Annotated in this window: 13 protein-coding genes; 8 read left to right on the forward strand and 5 right to left on the reverse strand. The window is 69.9% G+C overall.

Features of this window, described 5'->3' with window-relative positions:
- Positions 1-84: 84 nt before the first annotated feature.
- Positions 85-2,097: an NPCBM/NEW2 domain-containing protein gene (locus BFN33_RS26090; RefSeq protein ID WP_176742468.1), complete on the reverse strand. Its 2,013-nt coding sequence runs from the start codon at positions 2,095-2,097 to the stop codon at positions 85-87.
- A 153-nt stretch (positions 2,098-2,250) separates the two neighbouring features.
- Here BFN33_RS26090 and BFN33_RS26095 point away from each other — a divergent pair, with 153 nt between their 5' ends.
- The 7 genes from BFN33_RS26095 to BFN33_RS26125 all read left to right on the forward strand — a co-directional run bounded on the left by BFN33_RS26095 (position 2,251) and on the right by BFN33_RS26125 (position 10,061).
- The gene (locus BFN33_RS26095; RefSeq protein ID WP_069762581.1) at positions 2,251-2,445 is read left to right on the forward strand and encodes a hypothetical protein; all 195 of its coding nucleotides are present in this window, start codon (positions 2,251-2,253) and stop codon (positions 2,443-2,445) included.
- A 141-nt stretch (positions 2,446-2,586) separates the two neighbouring features.
- Entirely contained in the window at positions 2,587-3,627 is a 1,041-nt protein-coding gene (locus tag BFN33_RS26100; protein WP_069762582.1) for an NUDIX hydrolase, read from the forward strand.
- Positions 3,628-3,997: 370 nt separating this feature from the next.
- Positions 3,998-5,026, forward strand: coding sequence for an ABC transporter permease (locus BFN33_RS26105; protein ID WP_069762583.1), 1,029 nt, complete (start codon positions 3,998-4,000; stop codon positions 5,024-5,026).
- A gap of 276 nt (positions 5,027-5,302) precedes the next feature.
- Positions 5,303-6,775 carry an ABC transporter substrate-binding protein gene (locus BFN33_RS26110; protein ID WP_256122874.1) on the forward strand — a complete coding sequence of 491 codons (1,473 nt, stop codon included), beginning with the start codon at positions 5,303-5,305 and terminating at the stop codon, positions 6,773-6,775.
- Positions 6,776-6,845: 70 nt separating this feature from the next.
- Positions 6,846-7,838, forward strand: a complete 993-nt coding sequence (locus BFN33_RS26115) for an ABC transporter permease (protein WP_069762584.1) — start codon at positions 6,846-6,848, stop codon at positions 7,836-7,838.
- A 28-nt stretch (positions 7,839-7,866) separates the two neighbouring features.
- Positions 7,867-8,943, forward strand: coding sequence for an ABC transporter ATP-binding protein (locus BFN33_RS26120; protein ID WP_069762585.1), 1,077 nt, complete (start codon positions 7,867-7,869; stop codon positions 8,941-8,943).
- On the forward strand, positions 8,940-10,061 hold the full coding sequence (locus tag BFN33_RS26125; RefSeq protein WP_069762586.1) for an ABC transporter ATP-binding protein: 1,122 nt from the start codon (positions 8,940-8,942) through the stop codon (positions 10,059-10,061). Before BFN33_RS26120 ends, BFN33_RS26125 begins: the two co-directional genes overlap by 4 nt.
- On the opposite strand, the gene BFN33_RS26130 is transcribed toward BFN33_RS26125, so the two are convergent.
- From BFN33_RS26130 to BFN33_RS26140, 3 genes are all read right to left on the reverse strand, one after another.
- Complete coding sequence (locus BFN33_RS26130; protein WP_069762587.1) at positions 9,962-11,068, reverse strand: hypothetical protein; 1,107 nt, start codon at positions 11,066-11,068, stop codon at positions 9,962-9,964. The two genes, BFN33_RS26125 and BFN33_RS26130, sit on opposite strands and share 100 nt — an antisense overlap.
- Positions 11,008-11,715, reverse strand: a complete 708-nt coding sequence (locus BFN33_RS26135) for an MBL fold metallo-hydrolase (RefSeq protein ID WP_069762588.1) — start codon at positions 11,713-11,715, stop codon at positions 11,008-11,010. Before BFN33_RS26135 ends, BFN33_RS26130 begins: the two co-directional genes overlap by 61 nt.
- A 65-nt stretch (positions 11,716-11,780) precedes the next feature.
- A complete protein-coding gene (locus BFN33_RS26140; protein WP_069762589.1) occupies positions 11,781-13,136 on the reverse strand; it encodes a dipeptidase in 1,356 nt (451 codons plus the stop codon).
- Positions 13,137-13,269: 133 nt separating this feature from the next.
- On the opposite strand from BFN33_RS26140, the gene BFN33_RS26145 reads away from it, so the two are divergent.
- On the forward strand, positions 13,270-14,538 hold the full coding sequence (locus BFN33_RS26145) for a geranylgeranyl reductase family protein (protein WP_069762629.1): 1,269 nt from the start codon (positions 13,270-13,272) through the stop codon (positions 14,536-14,538).
- Here BFN33_RS26145 and BFN33_RS26150 read toward each other — a convergent pair.
- The gene (locus BFN33_RS26150) at positions 14,528-14,977 is read right to left on the reverse strand and encodes a nitroreductase family deazaflavin-dependent oxidoreductase (protein ID WP_069762590.1); all 450 of its coding nucleotides are present in this window, start codon (positions 14,975-14,977) and stop codon (positions 14,528-14,530) included. The two genes, BFN33_RS26145 and BFN33_RS26150, sit on opposite strands and share 11 nt — an antisense overlap.
- Positions 14,978-15,108 lie beyond the last annotated feature (131 nt).

Here is a 15,108-nt window from a genome sequence, read left to right on the forward strand (position 1 = left end):
GCCGGGCGCGGTGCGAGGCGCCGGCGAGGTCGGCAGAAACGTTCACTTGGCGGCCGGGTCCACGGGCCCGGCCGCCAAGCGCCGTCAGCAGCTCAACCGCGCGTCCGCCCAGTCCGCGTGGTCCGAGTCGATGCCGTCCCCGCCGTCGGTGACGACGAGCCGGACCAGCCGGGCACCGGTGATGTCCGCGGTGAGCGGCTCGGCCGGCATGGCGTTGGTGAGGACGCCGGTGGACGCCACCTTGGTGCCGTCCGCCCAGACCTCGAAGGCGACGGTGCCGTTCGCGCCCTTCTCGTCGTCGACGCCGACGGCGGCGGTGACGGTCTCGCAGGCCGCGCCCGTGTAGTACTCGACGGCGCTCTCCGCGTGCACCCCGAGCCCCTTGGCGTACACCACTCCGCCGATGGTGATCGGATGACCGTCGCCCGCGGCGCTCTCCCCGTTGCTGGTGTTGCGTTCCACGGGACCGAAGCCGTTGGCGGCCGACAGCCACGGAAGGTCACCGAGTTCCGAGGTCCCCGCCGGCGGTGGCACCACCACGGTCGCGGTGAACGGCAGCACGTTCTCGACCCGGACACCGGCCGGGGAGCGGTAACTCGCCTTGAGTGTCAGGTCGTACGACCCCGTCGGCGTCCCCTGTGGAGCGGTGACCGTCCACTTCGTACGCAGCGAGCGGCCCGTGGACAGGGCCTTGGAGGTGGTCGGCGAGGTCGGCTTCACGGACCAGCCCGCGGGGCCGGAAAGCCGTACGGAGACCTGCCTGGCGGGGGTGCGTCCCAGGTCGGTGACCGTGGTCGGCAGCGTGGCGGGCAGCCCCGCCTGGACCAATGGGCTGCCGTCCAGGCCGAGTTCGACGGCGGGCGGGTGCTGGTTCCACCTGCGGTCGGCGGAGACCCGTACGAGGACCGTTCCGTGCGCCGGGACGGTCGCCGAGATCGTGCCCGCGGTGTTGTAGCTCTTGTGCTGCCACAGGTCGCGCAGTGTGTACGCGGCGGCGTCGGGCAGGCCGACGGCCGCGGCGGTGGTGGCGACGCGCTGCGGGCTGCCCGTCTCGTTGAACAGGGCGACCGCGCGGCTGCCGTCCTTCATCTCCTTGGCGACGACCCAGCGTCCGCCCTCGGAGGAGACGACGGATCCCTGCTTGCCCAGCGGGTCCTGGTCGACAGCGATGACCTCCTTGTTGCCGAGGATCTCGAAGGTCTCGTCGGAGGCCGTGCGCAGGTCGCTGCCGATGAGCAGGGGGGCCGCCATGACCGACCACATCGAGAAGTGCGAGCGGTACTCGGTGGCCGTCATGCCGCCGTTGCCGACCTCCAGCATGTCGGGGTCGTTCCAGTGCCCGGGGCCCGCGTGCGGGGCGAGGGGCAGGTTCTGCTTGAGGATCGACAGCATCGAACCCCAGGTGTCACTGATGTCACCCGTCGTGCGCCACAGGTGCCCGACGTCGGCGGCCCACTCCCAGGGCTTGTTCTGGCCCCACTCGCAGATGCTGTAGACGATCGGTCTGCCGGTCGCCTTCAGGGCGTCGCGCATGGTCGTGTAACGCAGCTTGGCGTCCACGCCCTGGTTGTTGCAGTTGTCGTACTTGAGGTAGTCGACGCCCCAGTCGGCGAACTGCTGTGCGTCGCTGTACTCGTGGCCCAGCGCGCCCGGGAAGCCGACGTCGCTGCACGTCTTCGTCCCCGCGCTGGTGTAGATGCCGAGCTTGAGGCCCTTGGAGTGCACGTAGTCGGCGACGGCCTTGATCCCGTTCGGGAAGCGGGCCGGGTCCGGGACGAGCTTGCCGTCCGCGTCCCGGGCCGGCAGCGCCCAGCAGTCGTCGAGGTTGACGTACTGGTATCCGGCGTCCTTGAGGCCCTTCTCGACGAAGATGTCAGCGATCCCCTTGACCATGGACTCGTTGAACTCGGCCCGGCAGTGGGTGGAGTTCCAGTTGTTGAAGCCCATGGGCGGGGTGAGGGCCAGGCCGTCGGCAAGGGCGGGTGACGCCCGCCCCTCCTCGTTGGCGACGGCGGGAGCCCCGGGTACCGCGAACAGCAGCACGGTGAGTGCGGCGACCATCCTTCGGGCGGCTGTGCGGGTGTGAAGGTGACGCATCGTTACGTTCCTCCGAACCGGCAGAAGGTGCGATGACGGCATGTACGCGTCATTCGGTGTGGGTTAAAGGTAGGACCTGTTTGACTGTGGTGGAAGAGAGCGGCACGGCGCACGGCAGCGTGACCCATTCCGTGCGGCGACGTTGATCAGGCCATGAAGAAGCGCAGCATGCTCGCCATCGCCTCCCTCGCCACCGGCTTCGTCGTCGCGGCGGTCACTCCCTCGCACGCCCTGGGCGAGGACCTCGACCACGTCGACGTCGACAAGACCGTCAGCTCCCTCGACCACACCGTCGCCGGCGACAGTCTGGACGGAGTGGACGGGTCCGCCCTCGGGGGGAACGGCTGACGAGGCCTGCGCGGACCGCGGCACCGGGGCCCTTGGACGAGGGGCCCCGGTGCCGCGTTCGTGCGCCCTCATCTGCGGCTGGTTTCCGTGGCAGGGTGGAGCGGGCAAGCCTCAGGGGGCCAAACAGAAGAGGGGGAGTCCGTGATCGTCTGGATCAACGGCGCGTTCGGTGCGGGGAAGACCACCGCCGCACGGGAACTGATCGAACTGATCCCGAACAGCACGCTCTTCGACCCCGAGGACATCGGCGCGGCGGTCGTGCGTCTGCTGCCGCCCAAGCACCTCACCGAGGTCGGCGACTTCCAGGACCTGCCGATCTGGCGGCGTCTGGTGATCGACACGGCGGCCGCGATGCTCGCGGAGCTCGGCGGGACCCTCATTGTCCCCATGACCCTGCTGCGCCAGGAGTACCGCGACGAGATCTTCGGCGGCCTCGCCGCCCGCCGGATCGCCGTCCGGCATGTTCTCCTCGCTCCGGCGGAAACGATCCTGCGCGAGCGAATAGCCGGGCGGGGGACCCCGCCGACCCTTCCGCTCGGCGAGATGGGGCAGGGGCACTGGGCGTACGACCACATCGAGCCCTACCGGACCGCCCTCGCCTCCTGGCTCACCGCCGACGCCCACCTGATCGACACCGGCGCGCTCACCCCGTACGAGACGGCCGCCCGCATCGCCGAGGACCTCGGCGCCGGGACCGTGCCGGTGTGCGACATCGTGCAGACCCCCGAGCCCACCGCCGAGACCGTGGCCGCCGGGGTCCTCCTCTTCGACGAGCAGGACCGGGTGCTGCTCGTCGACCCCACCTACAAGGCCGGCTGGGAGTTCCCCGGCGGTGTCGTCGAGTCCGGAGAGGCGCCTGCCCGGGCCGGTATACGCGAGGTCGCCGAGGAGACCGGCATCCAGCTGGACGACGTACCGCGTCTCCTCGTCGTCGACTGGGAGCCGCCCGCGCCTCCCGGATACGGCGGACTGCGTCTCCTCTTCGACGGCGGACGGCTCGACTCCGACCGGGCGCGGGCGGTACTGCTGCCCGGCCCCGAACTGCGCGGTTGGTGTTTCGCCAGCGAGGAAGAGGCCGCCGAGCTGTTGCCGCCGGTGCGCTACGAGAGGTTGCGGTGGGCGCTGCGGGCCCGGGAACGCGGGGCCGCCCTGTACCTGGAAGCCGGGGTTCCGATCGGCTGATCTCCGGGGAGGCCCCGTCGGCATGTGGTGCCGGCGGGGCTTCGCCATGTTCGAGGCAGGTTGGACTCAGGCAAGCGGACGGCGAGAACCCGCCAAGGGAATCGTCGCGTTACCTCCATGTCAGAGCTAACGAAACGTCCCGCCCTCGCCAACTCTTGGCAACGAGCGCAAACAATCCCCTTTAGGTCATTTTCTGCCTTGACCGTCCTCTCGGCGTGTTGCGACAGTCCGCTCTGTCTCACGGCGCCGACAACGGCCGGCGACCGACGCATTTCCCCCAGGGAACCAACAGCCCCATGACGAGACCCTGTCCGCCGGCGACGGCGAAAATTCCGCGCCATCCCCAGCACATACCCGGGACGTCCGCACGATGACGACGCAACAGCAGCCGATGCCCGCCGGCGCCGGCACCACGCAAGCCGGTGAACCGTCGCCGCGCCCGCCGAGCGACGGCACGGTCATCACCGGGCGTTCGCCCGCCCGTATGGCCTGGCGGCGCATCAGACGGGACAAGGTCACCCTGGTCGCGTTCGTGATCACCGTCCTGTTCATCCTGGTCGCGCTGCTGGCTCCGGTACTGACGGCGATCACCGGCTGGGGGCCGATCACCCCCGACGGCAAGGCGATCGACCCGGACACCGGCAACTTCCCGCGCGGCGCGCTGGGCGGCATCGGCCTCACCCACCTGCTCGGGGTCGAACCGGGCACCGGCTACGACCTGTTCGCCCGGATCGTGTACGGCCTGCGCACCTCGCTCCTCGTCGGCTTCGCCTCGGCCGTGCTGTCCACCGTCGTCGGTGTCGTGGCGGGCCTCGCCGCGGGGTACTCCGGTGGCTGGGTCGACTCCGTGCTGTCGCGGATCATGGACGTGATGCTGGCCTTCCCGCAGCTGCTGTTCATCATCGCGCTGACCCCGGTCATCCAGAACGCGATGCAGACCAACAGCCACGGCGGCACCGACGAGAACCTCCGGCTGCTGGTCCTCGTCCTCAACATCGCGGTGTTCGCCTGGGCCTACACCGCCCGGCTGGTGCGCGGGCAGGTCCTGTCCCTGCGCGAACGGGAGTTCGTCGACGCCGCGCGGATCATGAGCGCCGGCCGGTGGCACATCCTCTTCCGGCAACTGCTGCCGAACCTGTGGGCGCCGGTCCTGATCTCCTTCGCGCTGGCCGTCCCCCAGAACATCACCACCGAGGCGGCCCTGTCGTACCTCGGCGTGGGTGTCATCCCGCCCAACCCGGACTGGGGGGCGCTGCTGTCGGACGCCTCCCAGTACTTCCTCCAGGACCCGATGTACCTGTTCGTCCCCGGCGTCCTGCTCCTGGTCCTCGTCCTCGGGCTCAACCTCCTCGGAGACGGAGTCCGGGACGCCCTCGATCCCCGCGCGGCCCGCAGCTGACGCGGTCCCCCTCCACACCGGCACGCACGACCCCACCCGGGTCGCACCGCCGAGCCGTAGAAGAAACGGAGTACCACCCAATGACGCGCAGAAGGCGCTCGATCGCGCTCGCGGCCACCGCCGTGGCGATCGCCCTGGGGGCCACCGCATGCGGGGGCTCCTCCAGCACCACCGGGAGCGGCTCCCCCACCAAGGGCGGCACGCTGACTGTCCTCGACCACGCCGACTTCGACCACCTCGACCCCCAGCGCACCCTACACGACCGAGGGTTCGAGCATGGACCAGGAGCTCGTGCGCACCCTGACCGGATGGGACGAGACGGGCTCCCAGCCCAAGCTCGTCGGCGACCTGGCCACCGACACCGGAACGCCCAGCAAGAGCGACACGGTGTGGACCTTCCACCTGCGCAAGGGCATCGTGTGGCAGGACGGCACGCCCGTCACCGCGCAGGACGTCAAGTACGGCGTCGAGCGGACCTTCTCGCCCGACATCAACGGCGGTCCGCCGTACGCCAGTCAGTGGCTGGTCGGCGGCTCCTCCTACAAGGGGCCCTACTCGGGCAAGGAGCTCGCCTCCATCCAGACGCCGGACGCGTCCACGATCGTGTTCCATCTCGGCGAGCCCGTCGCGGACTTCAACGAGACGACCGCCATGCCCGGCTGGTCCGGGGTGCCCAGGGCCCATGACACGGGGTCCACGTACGACACACACATCTGGTCCGACGGGCCGTACATGATCAAGTCGTACACCAAGAACAAGGAAGTCGTCCTCGTCAGGAACACCCACTGGAAGCAGTCGACCGACCCGATCCGGCAGCAGAACGTCAATGAGATCGACGTGAAACTCGGCCAGGACCAGTCGGCGATCGACCAGCAGATCAAGTCCGACGCCGGCACCGCCCAGACCTCGATCATGCAGTGGCCGATCGCGGGCTCCGATCTGACGACGATCTCGAGCGACCCGTCACTGAAGTCACGCCTCTACAAGATCCCGGCCCCGGGCATCAACTACCTCGCGATCAACACCACCCGGACCAAGGACCTGAAGGTCCGTCAGGCCATCGAGTACGCGATCGACAAGACCACCGTCCGCGGCGCGTTCGGCGGCTCGGCGTACGGCGACTACGCGAGCACCATGATCAGCCCCGGCATAGACGGCTACCAGAAGTTCAACCTCTACGGCACCAACCCCGCGGGCGACCTCACCAAGGCCAAGACGCTGATGAAGCAGGCCGGGAACCCCAAGCTCACCATGTCGCTGGCGGTGGAGAACACACCGACCCTGGAGCACTTCGGTGACGCTGTGAAGACGTCGCTCGGGAAGATCGGCATCACGGTGAACATCACCCCGATCGACGCGTCGAACTACTTCAGCAACATCGACAACGTGAAGAACCAGTACGACCTGACCTGGGTCGACTGGATCGCGGACTGGCCGAACGCCTCCACCGTGCTGCCCGTGCTCTTCGACGGACGGCAGATCGCCAAGCTGCCGCAGTCCAACCAGGACCAGGCGTACCTGAACGACCCCGCGGTCAACGCGCAGATCGACAAGATCGCCAAGATGACCGACGTCAAGCAGGCCGACGCCGCCTACGGCGCCCTGGACGAGCAGATCATGAAGGACGCCGCGGTGGTCCCGCTGATGTACATGAACTTCAGCGAACTGGCGGGCTCCAAGGTCGGCGGGGTCATCCCGGACCCCATCCTCGCCGAGCCCAGCCTCGTCCACGTGTACGTCAAGAGCTGACGCACCCCTCCTCGGCCCGCCGGCGCCCCCGGCCGGCGGGCACCCCCTCTCACGTCAGGTCCAGCACGACATGGTTCGTTACCTCATCCGGCGCCTGCTGGCAGCGGCCGCGATCCTGCTGGTGATCACCGTGATCACCTTCGTGATCTTCTTCGCGCTGCCGTCCGATCCCGCACTCCTGGCCTGCGGCAAGACCTGCTCGCCCTCCCGGCTGACCGAGATCCAGCATTCGCTCGGGCTCGACAAGAGCTTCCTCACCCAGTTCTGGGAGTTCTTCAAGGGCCTCTTCGCCGGCCGTGACTACGGAGACCAGAGCCTGCGCGTGCACTGCGGAGCGCCCTGCCTCGGCATCTCCTTCCAGACCGACACCCCCGTCCTCAGCACCCTGCTGGGCGACTTCCCCGCCGACCTCTCGCTCGGACTCGGCGCCGCGGTGTTCTTCCTGATCCTCGGCGTCGGCCTCGGCACGCTCGCCGCCGTCCGCCGGGGCAAGGCCGCCGACAAGGCGGCGGTGGGACTCGCCCTGCTCGGTGTCTCCGTGCAGATCTACTTCGTCGGGCTGCTGCTGCTCTACCTGTTCGTCGACAAGTGGCAGATCCTGCCCGCCTCCGGCTACACCCCGATCACCCAGGACCCGGGCGCCTGGTTCGAGGGCCTGATCCTGCCGTGGGCCACCCTGGTCATCGTCTACCTCGCGCTGTACACCCGGCTCACCCGCTCCTCCATGCTGGAGGTCTTCGCCGAGGACTACATGCGCACCGCCCGGGCCAAGGGCCTGTCCAGCGGCAAGGTCGTCCTCAAGCACGGCCTGCGGGCCGCCATCACCCCGATCCTCACCATCTTCGGCATGGACGTCGGCTCGCTGATCGGCGGCTCCGCGGTCATCACCGAGTCGGTGTTCGGCATCAACGGCATCGGCAAGCTCGCGGTCGACTCGGTGCAGAACTCCGACCTGCCCGTCATCCTCGGCACCACGCTCTTCGCGGCCACCTTCGTCGTGCTCGCCAACGTGGTCGTCGACGTGGTCTACGGCCTCGTCGACCCCCGTGTCCGCCTCGCCTGAGCCCCCTCACCGCAGCAAGGAAAACCCCGTGTCCCTGCAGACCTCACCGCAACCGGCGGACGTCGATCCCGCGGCCGCCCCCTTCCTCGACGTACGGGACCTGCGCGTGCACTTCCCGACCGAGGACGGCATCGTCAAGGCCGTCGACGGAGTCTCCTTCACCCTGGACAAGGGCAGCACCCTCGGCATCGTCGGCGAGTCCGGCTCGGGGAAGTCGGTCACCTCGCTGGCCCTGCTCGGACTGCACAAGGGCACGCGTGCGGTCGTCTCCGGGGAGATCCGGCTGGACGGCAGGGACCTGGTCGCCCTCCCGGAGCACGACATGCGCGCGCTGCGCGGCCGGACCGTCTCCATGATCTTCCAGGACCCGCTGTCCGCCCTGCACCCCTACTTCACCGTCGGCGCCCAGATCGCCGAGGCCTACCGGGTCCACCACAAGGTCTCGAAGAAGGAGGCCCGGGAGCGGGCCGTGGAGATGCTGAAACGGGTCGGCATCCCGCAGCCCGAACGCCGCATCCGGGACTATCCCCATCAGTTCTCCGGCGGCATGCGCCAGCGCGCCATGATCGCCATGGCCCTGGTCTGCGATCCCGAACTGCTCATCGCCGACGAGCCGACGACGGCCCTGGACGTCACCGTCCAGGCACAGATCCTGGACCTGATCCGCGATCTCCAGGAGGAGTTCGGCTCCGCCGTCATCCTCATCACCCACGACCTCGGTGTGGTGGCCGACATCGCCGACGACATCCTGGTGATGTACGGCGGCCGCCGTATCGAGTACGGCACCGTGCGCGACGTACTCAAGGAACCCCAGCACCCCTACGCCTGGGGGCTGTTGGAGTCGATGCCGCAGATCACCGGGGACGTCGAACGGCGGCTGAACCCGATCGCCGGGTCACCGCCCAGCCTCATCACCCCTCCCGCAGGCTGCGCCTTCCATCCCCGCTGCACCTACAAGGGCTGGGTGCCGGAGGGGCGTTGCGCGACGGAGCGGCCCGAGCTGGTGGCCGTCCCCGGCACCGGCCGGCACCTCGCCGCCTGCCACCTCACCCCGGAGACCAGGCAAGAGATCCGCGTTCGTACGGCCGCCGGGACCGCGCAGTGACCGCGGCGGACGAACAGGAGCATGCCGTGAGCACCACTCAGCCCGCCGCCGGGGAGCACCTGCTCGAAGTCAGCGGCCTCACCAAGCACTTCCCGATCCGCCACGGCATCGTCTTTCAGCGGCAGATCGGCGCCGTGCACGCCGTCGACGGCATCGACTTCACGGTCGGCGCGGGCCAGTCGCTCGGCCTGGTCGGCGAGTCCGGCTGCGGCAAGTCGACGACGGGCCGGCTGATCACCCGGCTGCTGGAACCCACGGCCGGGAAGGTCGTGTTCGACGGCGAGGACATCTCCCACATCCCGGAGAACCGGATGAAGGAGGCCCGCCGGAACCTCCAGATGATCTTCCAGGACCCGTACTCCTCACTGAACCCCCGGCACACGGTCGGCACGATCGTCGAGACGCCGATGCGGCTCAACGGCATCAACCCGCCGCAGGGCCACAAGAAGCGCGCCCAGGAACTGCTGGAGACGGTCGGCCTCAGCCCCGAGCACTACAACCGCTACCCCAACGAGTTCTCCGGGGGCCAGCGCCAGCGCATCGGGATCGCCCGCGCGCTCGCGCTGCGGCCCAAGCTCATCGTGGCCGACGAACCCGTGTCGGCGCTGGACGTCTCCATCCAGGCGCAGATCGTCAACCTGCTGCAGGACCTCCAGCGGGAGTTCGGCATCGCGTTCGTCTTCATCGCCCATGACCTCGCTGTCGTACGGCACTTCTGCGAGCGGGTCGCGGTGATGTACCTCGGCAAGATCGTTGAGGTCGCCGACCGGCAGACGCTGTACACGGGGCCGCGGCACCCTTACACCCACGCACTGCTGTCCGCGGTGCCCGAGGCCGATCCGGACGGCGTCCGCCGGCGCGAGCGCATCCGGCTCGCCGGGGACGTGCCCTCGCCGGTGGACCCGCCGTCCGGCTGCCGCTTCCGTACCCGCTGCTGGAAGGCCCAGGACAGGTGCGCGACCGAGGAGCCGCCGCTGGTGCGGGTGGCGGGCAACGCGGAGGGTCACCTGACGGCCTGTCACTTCCCGGAGGAGCCCAGCGTCGGGGCCCGCGAGGAGGACATCGTGCTCGATCCGGGCCTGACCGCACTGGAGGACAGCGCCTCGACGTCGTCGTGAGGGTACGGCGTGAGCCTGCTCTCCTGCTCCAGTCGCCTGTTGAAGTCGCCGACCACGATGGCAAGTCGGGCGTGCCGCGAGATGAGTGCGGCGGCCGCTTCGGGGATCGCCTCGGGGCGCCTGCCGTCGGCGCATGAGCGGATGAACTCCTCGCGCTCGTCCCGGCCGAGGCCGTACTGGTCGACGACCAGCCAGTGCACCAGGTAGGAGAGGGCGTAGGCGCGGTCGTAGCTCTGGTGGCGGGTGTAGAAGTCGCTTTCATGTGAAGTGAGTTGGAAACGGCTCGACAGGGACAGCCCGTAGTCGGTCAGGTAGAGCCGGTGTCCGTCGGTGAGGATGTTGCCGAAGTGGGCGTCGAAGTGGATGAGTTGCCGCTGCTCCCGGAGGAAGTCGGTGACGGCTTCGAGGCCCTGCTCCACGAGGGCGCAGGCCGACTCGGCGTTCTCGGTGCGCAGTTGGGTGGAGAACCAGTCGTGGAGGGTGTGCGGAACGTACTCCAGGAACAGGGTCAGGCTCGCGGACGCCGTGCGCAGTGCCTCCACGCGGTCGCGGCCACCGCCCCAATAGGCCACGCACCGCTCCACGTCGGCGAGGTCACCGGGGAGCGGCTGCGGGAGGACCGGCAGCACCCGCCAGTGGTGCAGCAGCGGGAAGCCCGGGAAGTTGCCCGAGCGCACCCAGTCGGTCGTCATCTCGTGCACGGCCAGCTCACGCCAGGCGCCGAAGCCTGGGCTGCCGATCGCGCCGACCCCGTAGTGGAAGTGGGGCGGCAGCTCGAAGAGGTTCGCGGTGGAGCGGACGTGGTCCGGCCGGAGCTCGGTGGCGGTGAGCGGCACCTGCTTCACGAAGACCCGTACGCCGTCCACCTCCAGCAGGGTCGCCCGTCCGCCGATGCCGGTGCCTGCCGGTGTGCCGGATGCCACCAGGTCGGCGAGTGCGTCGTCGCTCAGGAGGGCGAGGGAGGCGGCGGTGTCGGCGTGGGCGCTGAGACGGGTGGGGGAGACCATGGGCCCATGATGGGTCCCCCGTGGCCGAAACAGGCGAGGTCCGGCTCGAGCTCCGCCAACTGCTCGAAGGAGTGCAGGGCCTGGGCCCTGTCCACGTTGAACACGCCGAGCATCACCTTCCCGTCGACAGGCGAGGCGGCCACGGCGTCCCCGGTGAACAGCACCCCGTGCTCCGGGAGATGGAGCGCGAGGCTGCCGGGTGTATGGCCGGGGACGTGGACGACCCTTGCCCCGCCACCGAAGTCGAGGACATCACCGTCGGACAGCTCGGTGAGCTGCGACGGCCGCGCGAACTCGCCCCGCGGCAGGTGCCGTAGGGCTTCCGCATGCAGGGGGCGCTCCCAGTCCTCGAACACCGGTGAGGGTTCCGGTGCTTCGCCTCGGACGACGGGCGCGTCCAGCCGGTGGGCCAGCACCTCGGCGCCGGTCAGCGCGGCCAACTCGCCCGCCGCGCCCACATGGTCCTCGTGGAAGTGGGTGAGCACGATCCGTCGTAGGCGCCCTCGCAGACAGGCGGCGATCGGCACGGCGGATCCTGCCGGGCCGGAGTCGATCAGGGTCGACTCGTCGCCGTCGCGCCAGAGATAGGCCTGGCCGACCGGGAAGCGCAGGAGGCGGAGGTGCGGGAGCAGCTCGATGACGTCCATGGCACGACCGTAGAAAGGCCCCCGTCCGTGGACGAGGGCCTTCTGCCGACAGCAGAGGCGGCGGTTCAGCCAGCCGCGTAGTTGCGCAGGAAGAGGGCCTCCGCCACCGACAGGCGCTCCAGCTCCTCGGGGGAGACGCTCTCGTTGACGGCGTGGATCTGGGCCTCGGGCTCGCTCAGGCCGATGAGGAGGATCTCGGCGTGCGGGTAGAGCCCGGCGAGGGTGTTGCACAGGGGGATGGAGCCGCCCTGGCCGGCGTACTGCATCTCCTGGCCCGGGTAGGCCACCGCCATCGCGTCGGCCATCGCCGCGTACGCCGGGCTGGTGGTGTCCGCGCGGAACGGCTGGCCCTGGCCGATCTGCTCGGTGCGCACCCGCGCGCCCCACGGCGTGTGCGTCTCCAGGTGCGCCTGGAGCAGCTTGGTCGCCTCGGCCGCGTCGATGCCCGGCGGCACCCGCAGGCTGACCAGCGCGCGGGCGCTCGCCTGCACCGACGGGGTGGCGCCGACGACCGGCGGACAGTCGATGCCGAGGACCGTCACGGCCGGGCGGGCCCAGATGCGGTCGGCGACCGTGCCGTCGCCGATCAGCTCGACACCGTCCAGAACCTTGGCGTCCGCCCGGAACTGCTCTTCCTCGTACTGGAGACCGTCCCAGGACGCGTCCGGCGTGAGCCCGTCGATCGTCGTCGTGCCGTCCTTCCCGCGCAGCGAGTCCAGTACGCGGATCAGCGCGGCCAGCGCGTCGGGGGCGGCGCCGCCGAACTGTCCCGAGTGGAGGTTGCCCTGCAGCGTGTCGACCTGGACGCGCATCATGGTCATGCCGCGCAGGGTGGCCGTGACGGTCGGCAGGCCGACGCGGAAGTTGCCCGCGTCGCCGATGACGACGGTGTCCGCCTCCAGGAGCGCGGGATGTTCCTCGGCGTACCGCTCCAGGCCGCCCGTGCCCTGCTCCTCCGAGCCCTCGGCGATGAACTTGACGTGGACCGGTACCCCGCCGTTGGCCTTCAGGGCGCGCAGCGCGAGCAGATGCATGATCACACCGCCCTTGCAGTCTGCGGCCCCGCGCCCGTACCAGCGGCCGTCCCGCTCGGTGAGTTCGAACGGCGGGGTCGTCCAGCCGGCCTCGTCCAGCGGCGGCTGCACGTCGTAGTGGGCGTACAGCAGGACCGTCTTCGCGCCCGCGGGGCCGGGCAGGTAGCCGTACACCGACTGGGTGCCGTCCGGGGTGTCGAGCAGCGCCACGTCCTCGAAGCCCTCGGCGGTGAGCGCGTCCGCGACCCAGCGGGCGGCGGCCTCGCTCTCGCTCCTCGGGAACTGGTCGAAGTCCGCCACCGACTTGAACGCCACCAGTTCGGTGAGCTCCGCCCGCGCCCTCGGTATCAGCGAGGCGACGGTCTCGGCGACCGGATTCGACGACATGGGCACGCTCCTTGTGGGTGCGACGTTGTACCTGTGAGTGCCGTAGATCCTCCCACAGTGGTCTGTGGGCGGGCCCGCCGTAGGATGCGGGAGACAGGTGCGGCAACGGCTTGATCGGGAGCAGCAGACCATCGTGAGCAGCGAGAACTCTTCGGCGGACGACTCTTCGGCGGACGGCGTGCAGGACGACGGACAGCGGGTGTGGGACGTCGTCGTGGTGGGCGCGGGACCCGCGGGGGCCTCGGCCGCCTACGCGGCGGCGGTGGCCGGACGGCGGGTGCTGTTGCTGGAGAAGGCCGAACTGCCGCGGTACAAGACGTGCGGCGGCGGCATCATCGGCCCTTCGCGGGACTCGTTGCCGCCCGGTTTCGAGCTGCCGTTCCGGGACCGGGTGCATGCGGTCACCTTCTCGAACAACGGCCGCTTCACCCGCACCCGGCGCTCCAAACAGATGCTGTTCGGGCTGATCAACCGGCCCGAGTTCGACCAGCAGCTCGTCGAGCACGCGCAGAAGGCGGGCGCCGAGCTGCGCACGGGCGTCACCGTCCAGCGCGTCGAGCAGCACGGCTCGTCGGTGCCCGACCGGCGTACCGTCGCCGTGGTCCTCCAGGGCGGCGAGACGCTGCTCGCGCGGGCGGTCGTCGGGGCCGACGGCAGCGCCAGCCGGATAGGAGCGCATGTCGGGGTGAAGCTCGACCAGGTGGACCTCGGCCTGGAGGCGGAGATCCCGGTGCCCGAGACCGTCGCCGAGGACTGGAAGGGGCGGGTGCTCATCGACTGGGGCCCGATGCCCGGCAGTTACGGCTGGGTCTTCCCCAAGGGGGACACCCTGACGGTGGGCGTGATCTCGGCGCGCGGTGAGGGCGCGGCCACCAAGCGGTACCTGGAGGACTTCATCGGGCGGCTCGGTCTCGCCGGGTTCGAACCGAGCATCTCCTCCGGCCACCTGACCCGCTGCCGTGCCGAGGACTCGCCGCTCTCGCGCGGGCGGGTGCTGGTGTGCGGTGACGCGGCGGGACTCCTGGAGCCGTGGACCCGCGAGGGCATCTCCTTCGCGCTGCGCTCCGGGCGGCTCGCGGGGGAGTGGGCGGTGCGGATCGCGGAGGCCCACGACGCGGTGGACGCCCGGCGTCAGGCGCTGAACTACGCGTTCGCCGTCAAGGCGGGGCTCGGCGTGGAGATGAGCGTCGGCAAGCGGATGCTGACCGCGTTCGAGCGCCGTCCCGGCCTGTTCCACGCGGCCCTGACCGGCTTCCGGCCCGCGTGGAACGCGTTCAAGGAGATCACCCAGGGTTCGACCTCGCTGGGCGAGCTCGTGCGGGGCCGGCCGATGGCCCAGCGGGCGCTGGCCGCGCTGGACCCGCGCCCCGAGAAGCCCGCGAGCGGCGAGGTCACTTCGTGAGCGTGATGTGGAAGACGGGGTGGTCGGGGGCGATGCGGAGCAGGTCGGCGTCGGGGGAGTCGGGACCGACGCCGTTGAAGAAGACGCCGACCTCGGCCTTCCAGCGCTTGAGGTAGGCGCGCAGGAGCGGGACCTTCTCGTCGTCGGTGACCTCGGTGGCGGTGAAGGCTTCCACCTTCTTGCCCAGGTGCAGCTCGCCGCCGCCGGCCGCGCGCATGTTGTGGGTCCACTGGACGTGGCCGCGCGGGGCGACCAGGTACTGCTCGCCGGCCACGGTCAGCAGGTTCACCGGGGTGGTGCGCCACTCGCCGCTCTTGCGGCCGCGGACGGCCAGGACCCGTGAGCCCCAGACGCTGAGGCCGCGGCGGGTCAGCCAGGCCACGGAGCGGTTGAGGACGTTGACCGTGAACCAGCCGGGCTTCTGGACGTGCGTGGACATGTGACCCCCAGGATGCGGGAGAGCGTCGCTCTCTTTTGTGAGCACTGCTCTCTTCCGTGTTCAGTCTGCACGAGGTGAGCCCTCAAGGCAAGAGCATCGCTCTCGTTTGTGTGCACCGCTCTCTTTTCATG

It is taken from the genome of Streptomyces sp. LUP47B (assembly GCF_001746295.1).
Lineage (GTDB): Bacteria > Actinomycetota > Actinomycetes > Streptomycetales > Streptomycetaceae > Streptomyces.

Bases quoted from the DNA above. Each gene is read 5' to 3' on its own strand.
- BFN33_RS26150 (WP_069762590.1), bottom strand. From the start codon at position 14,977: ATGTCCACGCACGTCCAGAAGCCCGGCTGGTTCACGGTCAACGTCCTC.
- BFN33_RS26130 (WP_069762587.1), bottom strand. From the start codon at position 11,068: ATGGTCTCCCCCACCCGTCTCAGCGCCCACGCCGACACCGCCGCCTCC.
- BFN33_RS26105 (WP_069762583.1), top strand. From the start codon at position 3,998: ATGACGACGCAACAGCAGCCGATGCCCGCCGGCGCCGGCACCACGCAA.
- BFN33_RS26095 (WP_069762581.1), top strand. From the start codon at position 2,251: ATGAAGAAGCGCAGCATGCTCGCCATCGCCTCCCTCGCCACCGGCTTC.
- BFN33_RS26135 (WP_069762588.1), bottom strand. From the start codon at position 11,715: ATGGACGTCATCGAGCTGCTCCCGCACCTCCGCCTCCTGCGCTTCCCG.
- BFN33_RS26115 (WP_069762584.1), top strand. From the start codon at position 6,846: ATGGTTCGTTACCTCATCCGGCGCCTGCTGGCAGCGGCCGCGATCCTG.
- BFN33_RS26090 (WP_176742468.1), bottom strand. From the start codon at position 2,097: ATGCGTCACCTTCACACCCGCACAGCCGCCCGAAGGATGGTCGCCGCA.
- BFN33_RS26110 (WP_256122874.1), top strand. From the start codon at position 5,303: ATGGACCAGGAGCTCGTGCGCACCCTGACCGGATGGGACGAGACGGGC.
- BFN33_RS26140 (WP_069762589.1), bottom strand. From the start codon at position 13,136: ATGTCGTCGAATCCGGTCGCCGAGACCGTCGCCTCGCTGATACCGAGG.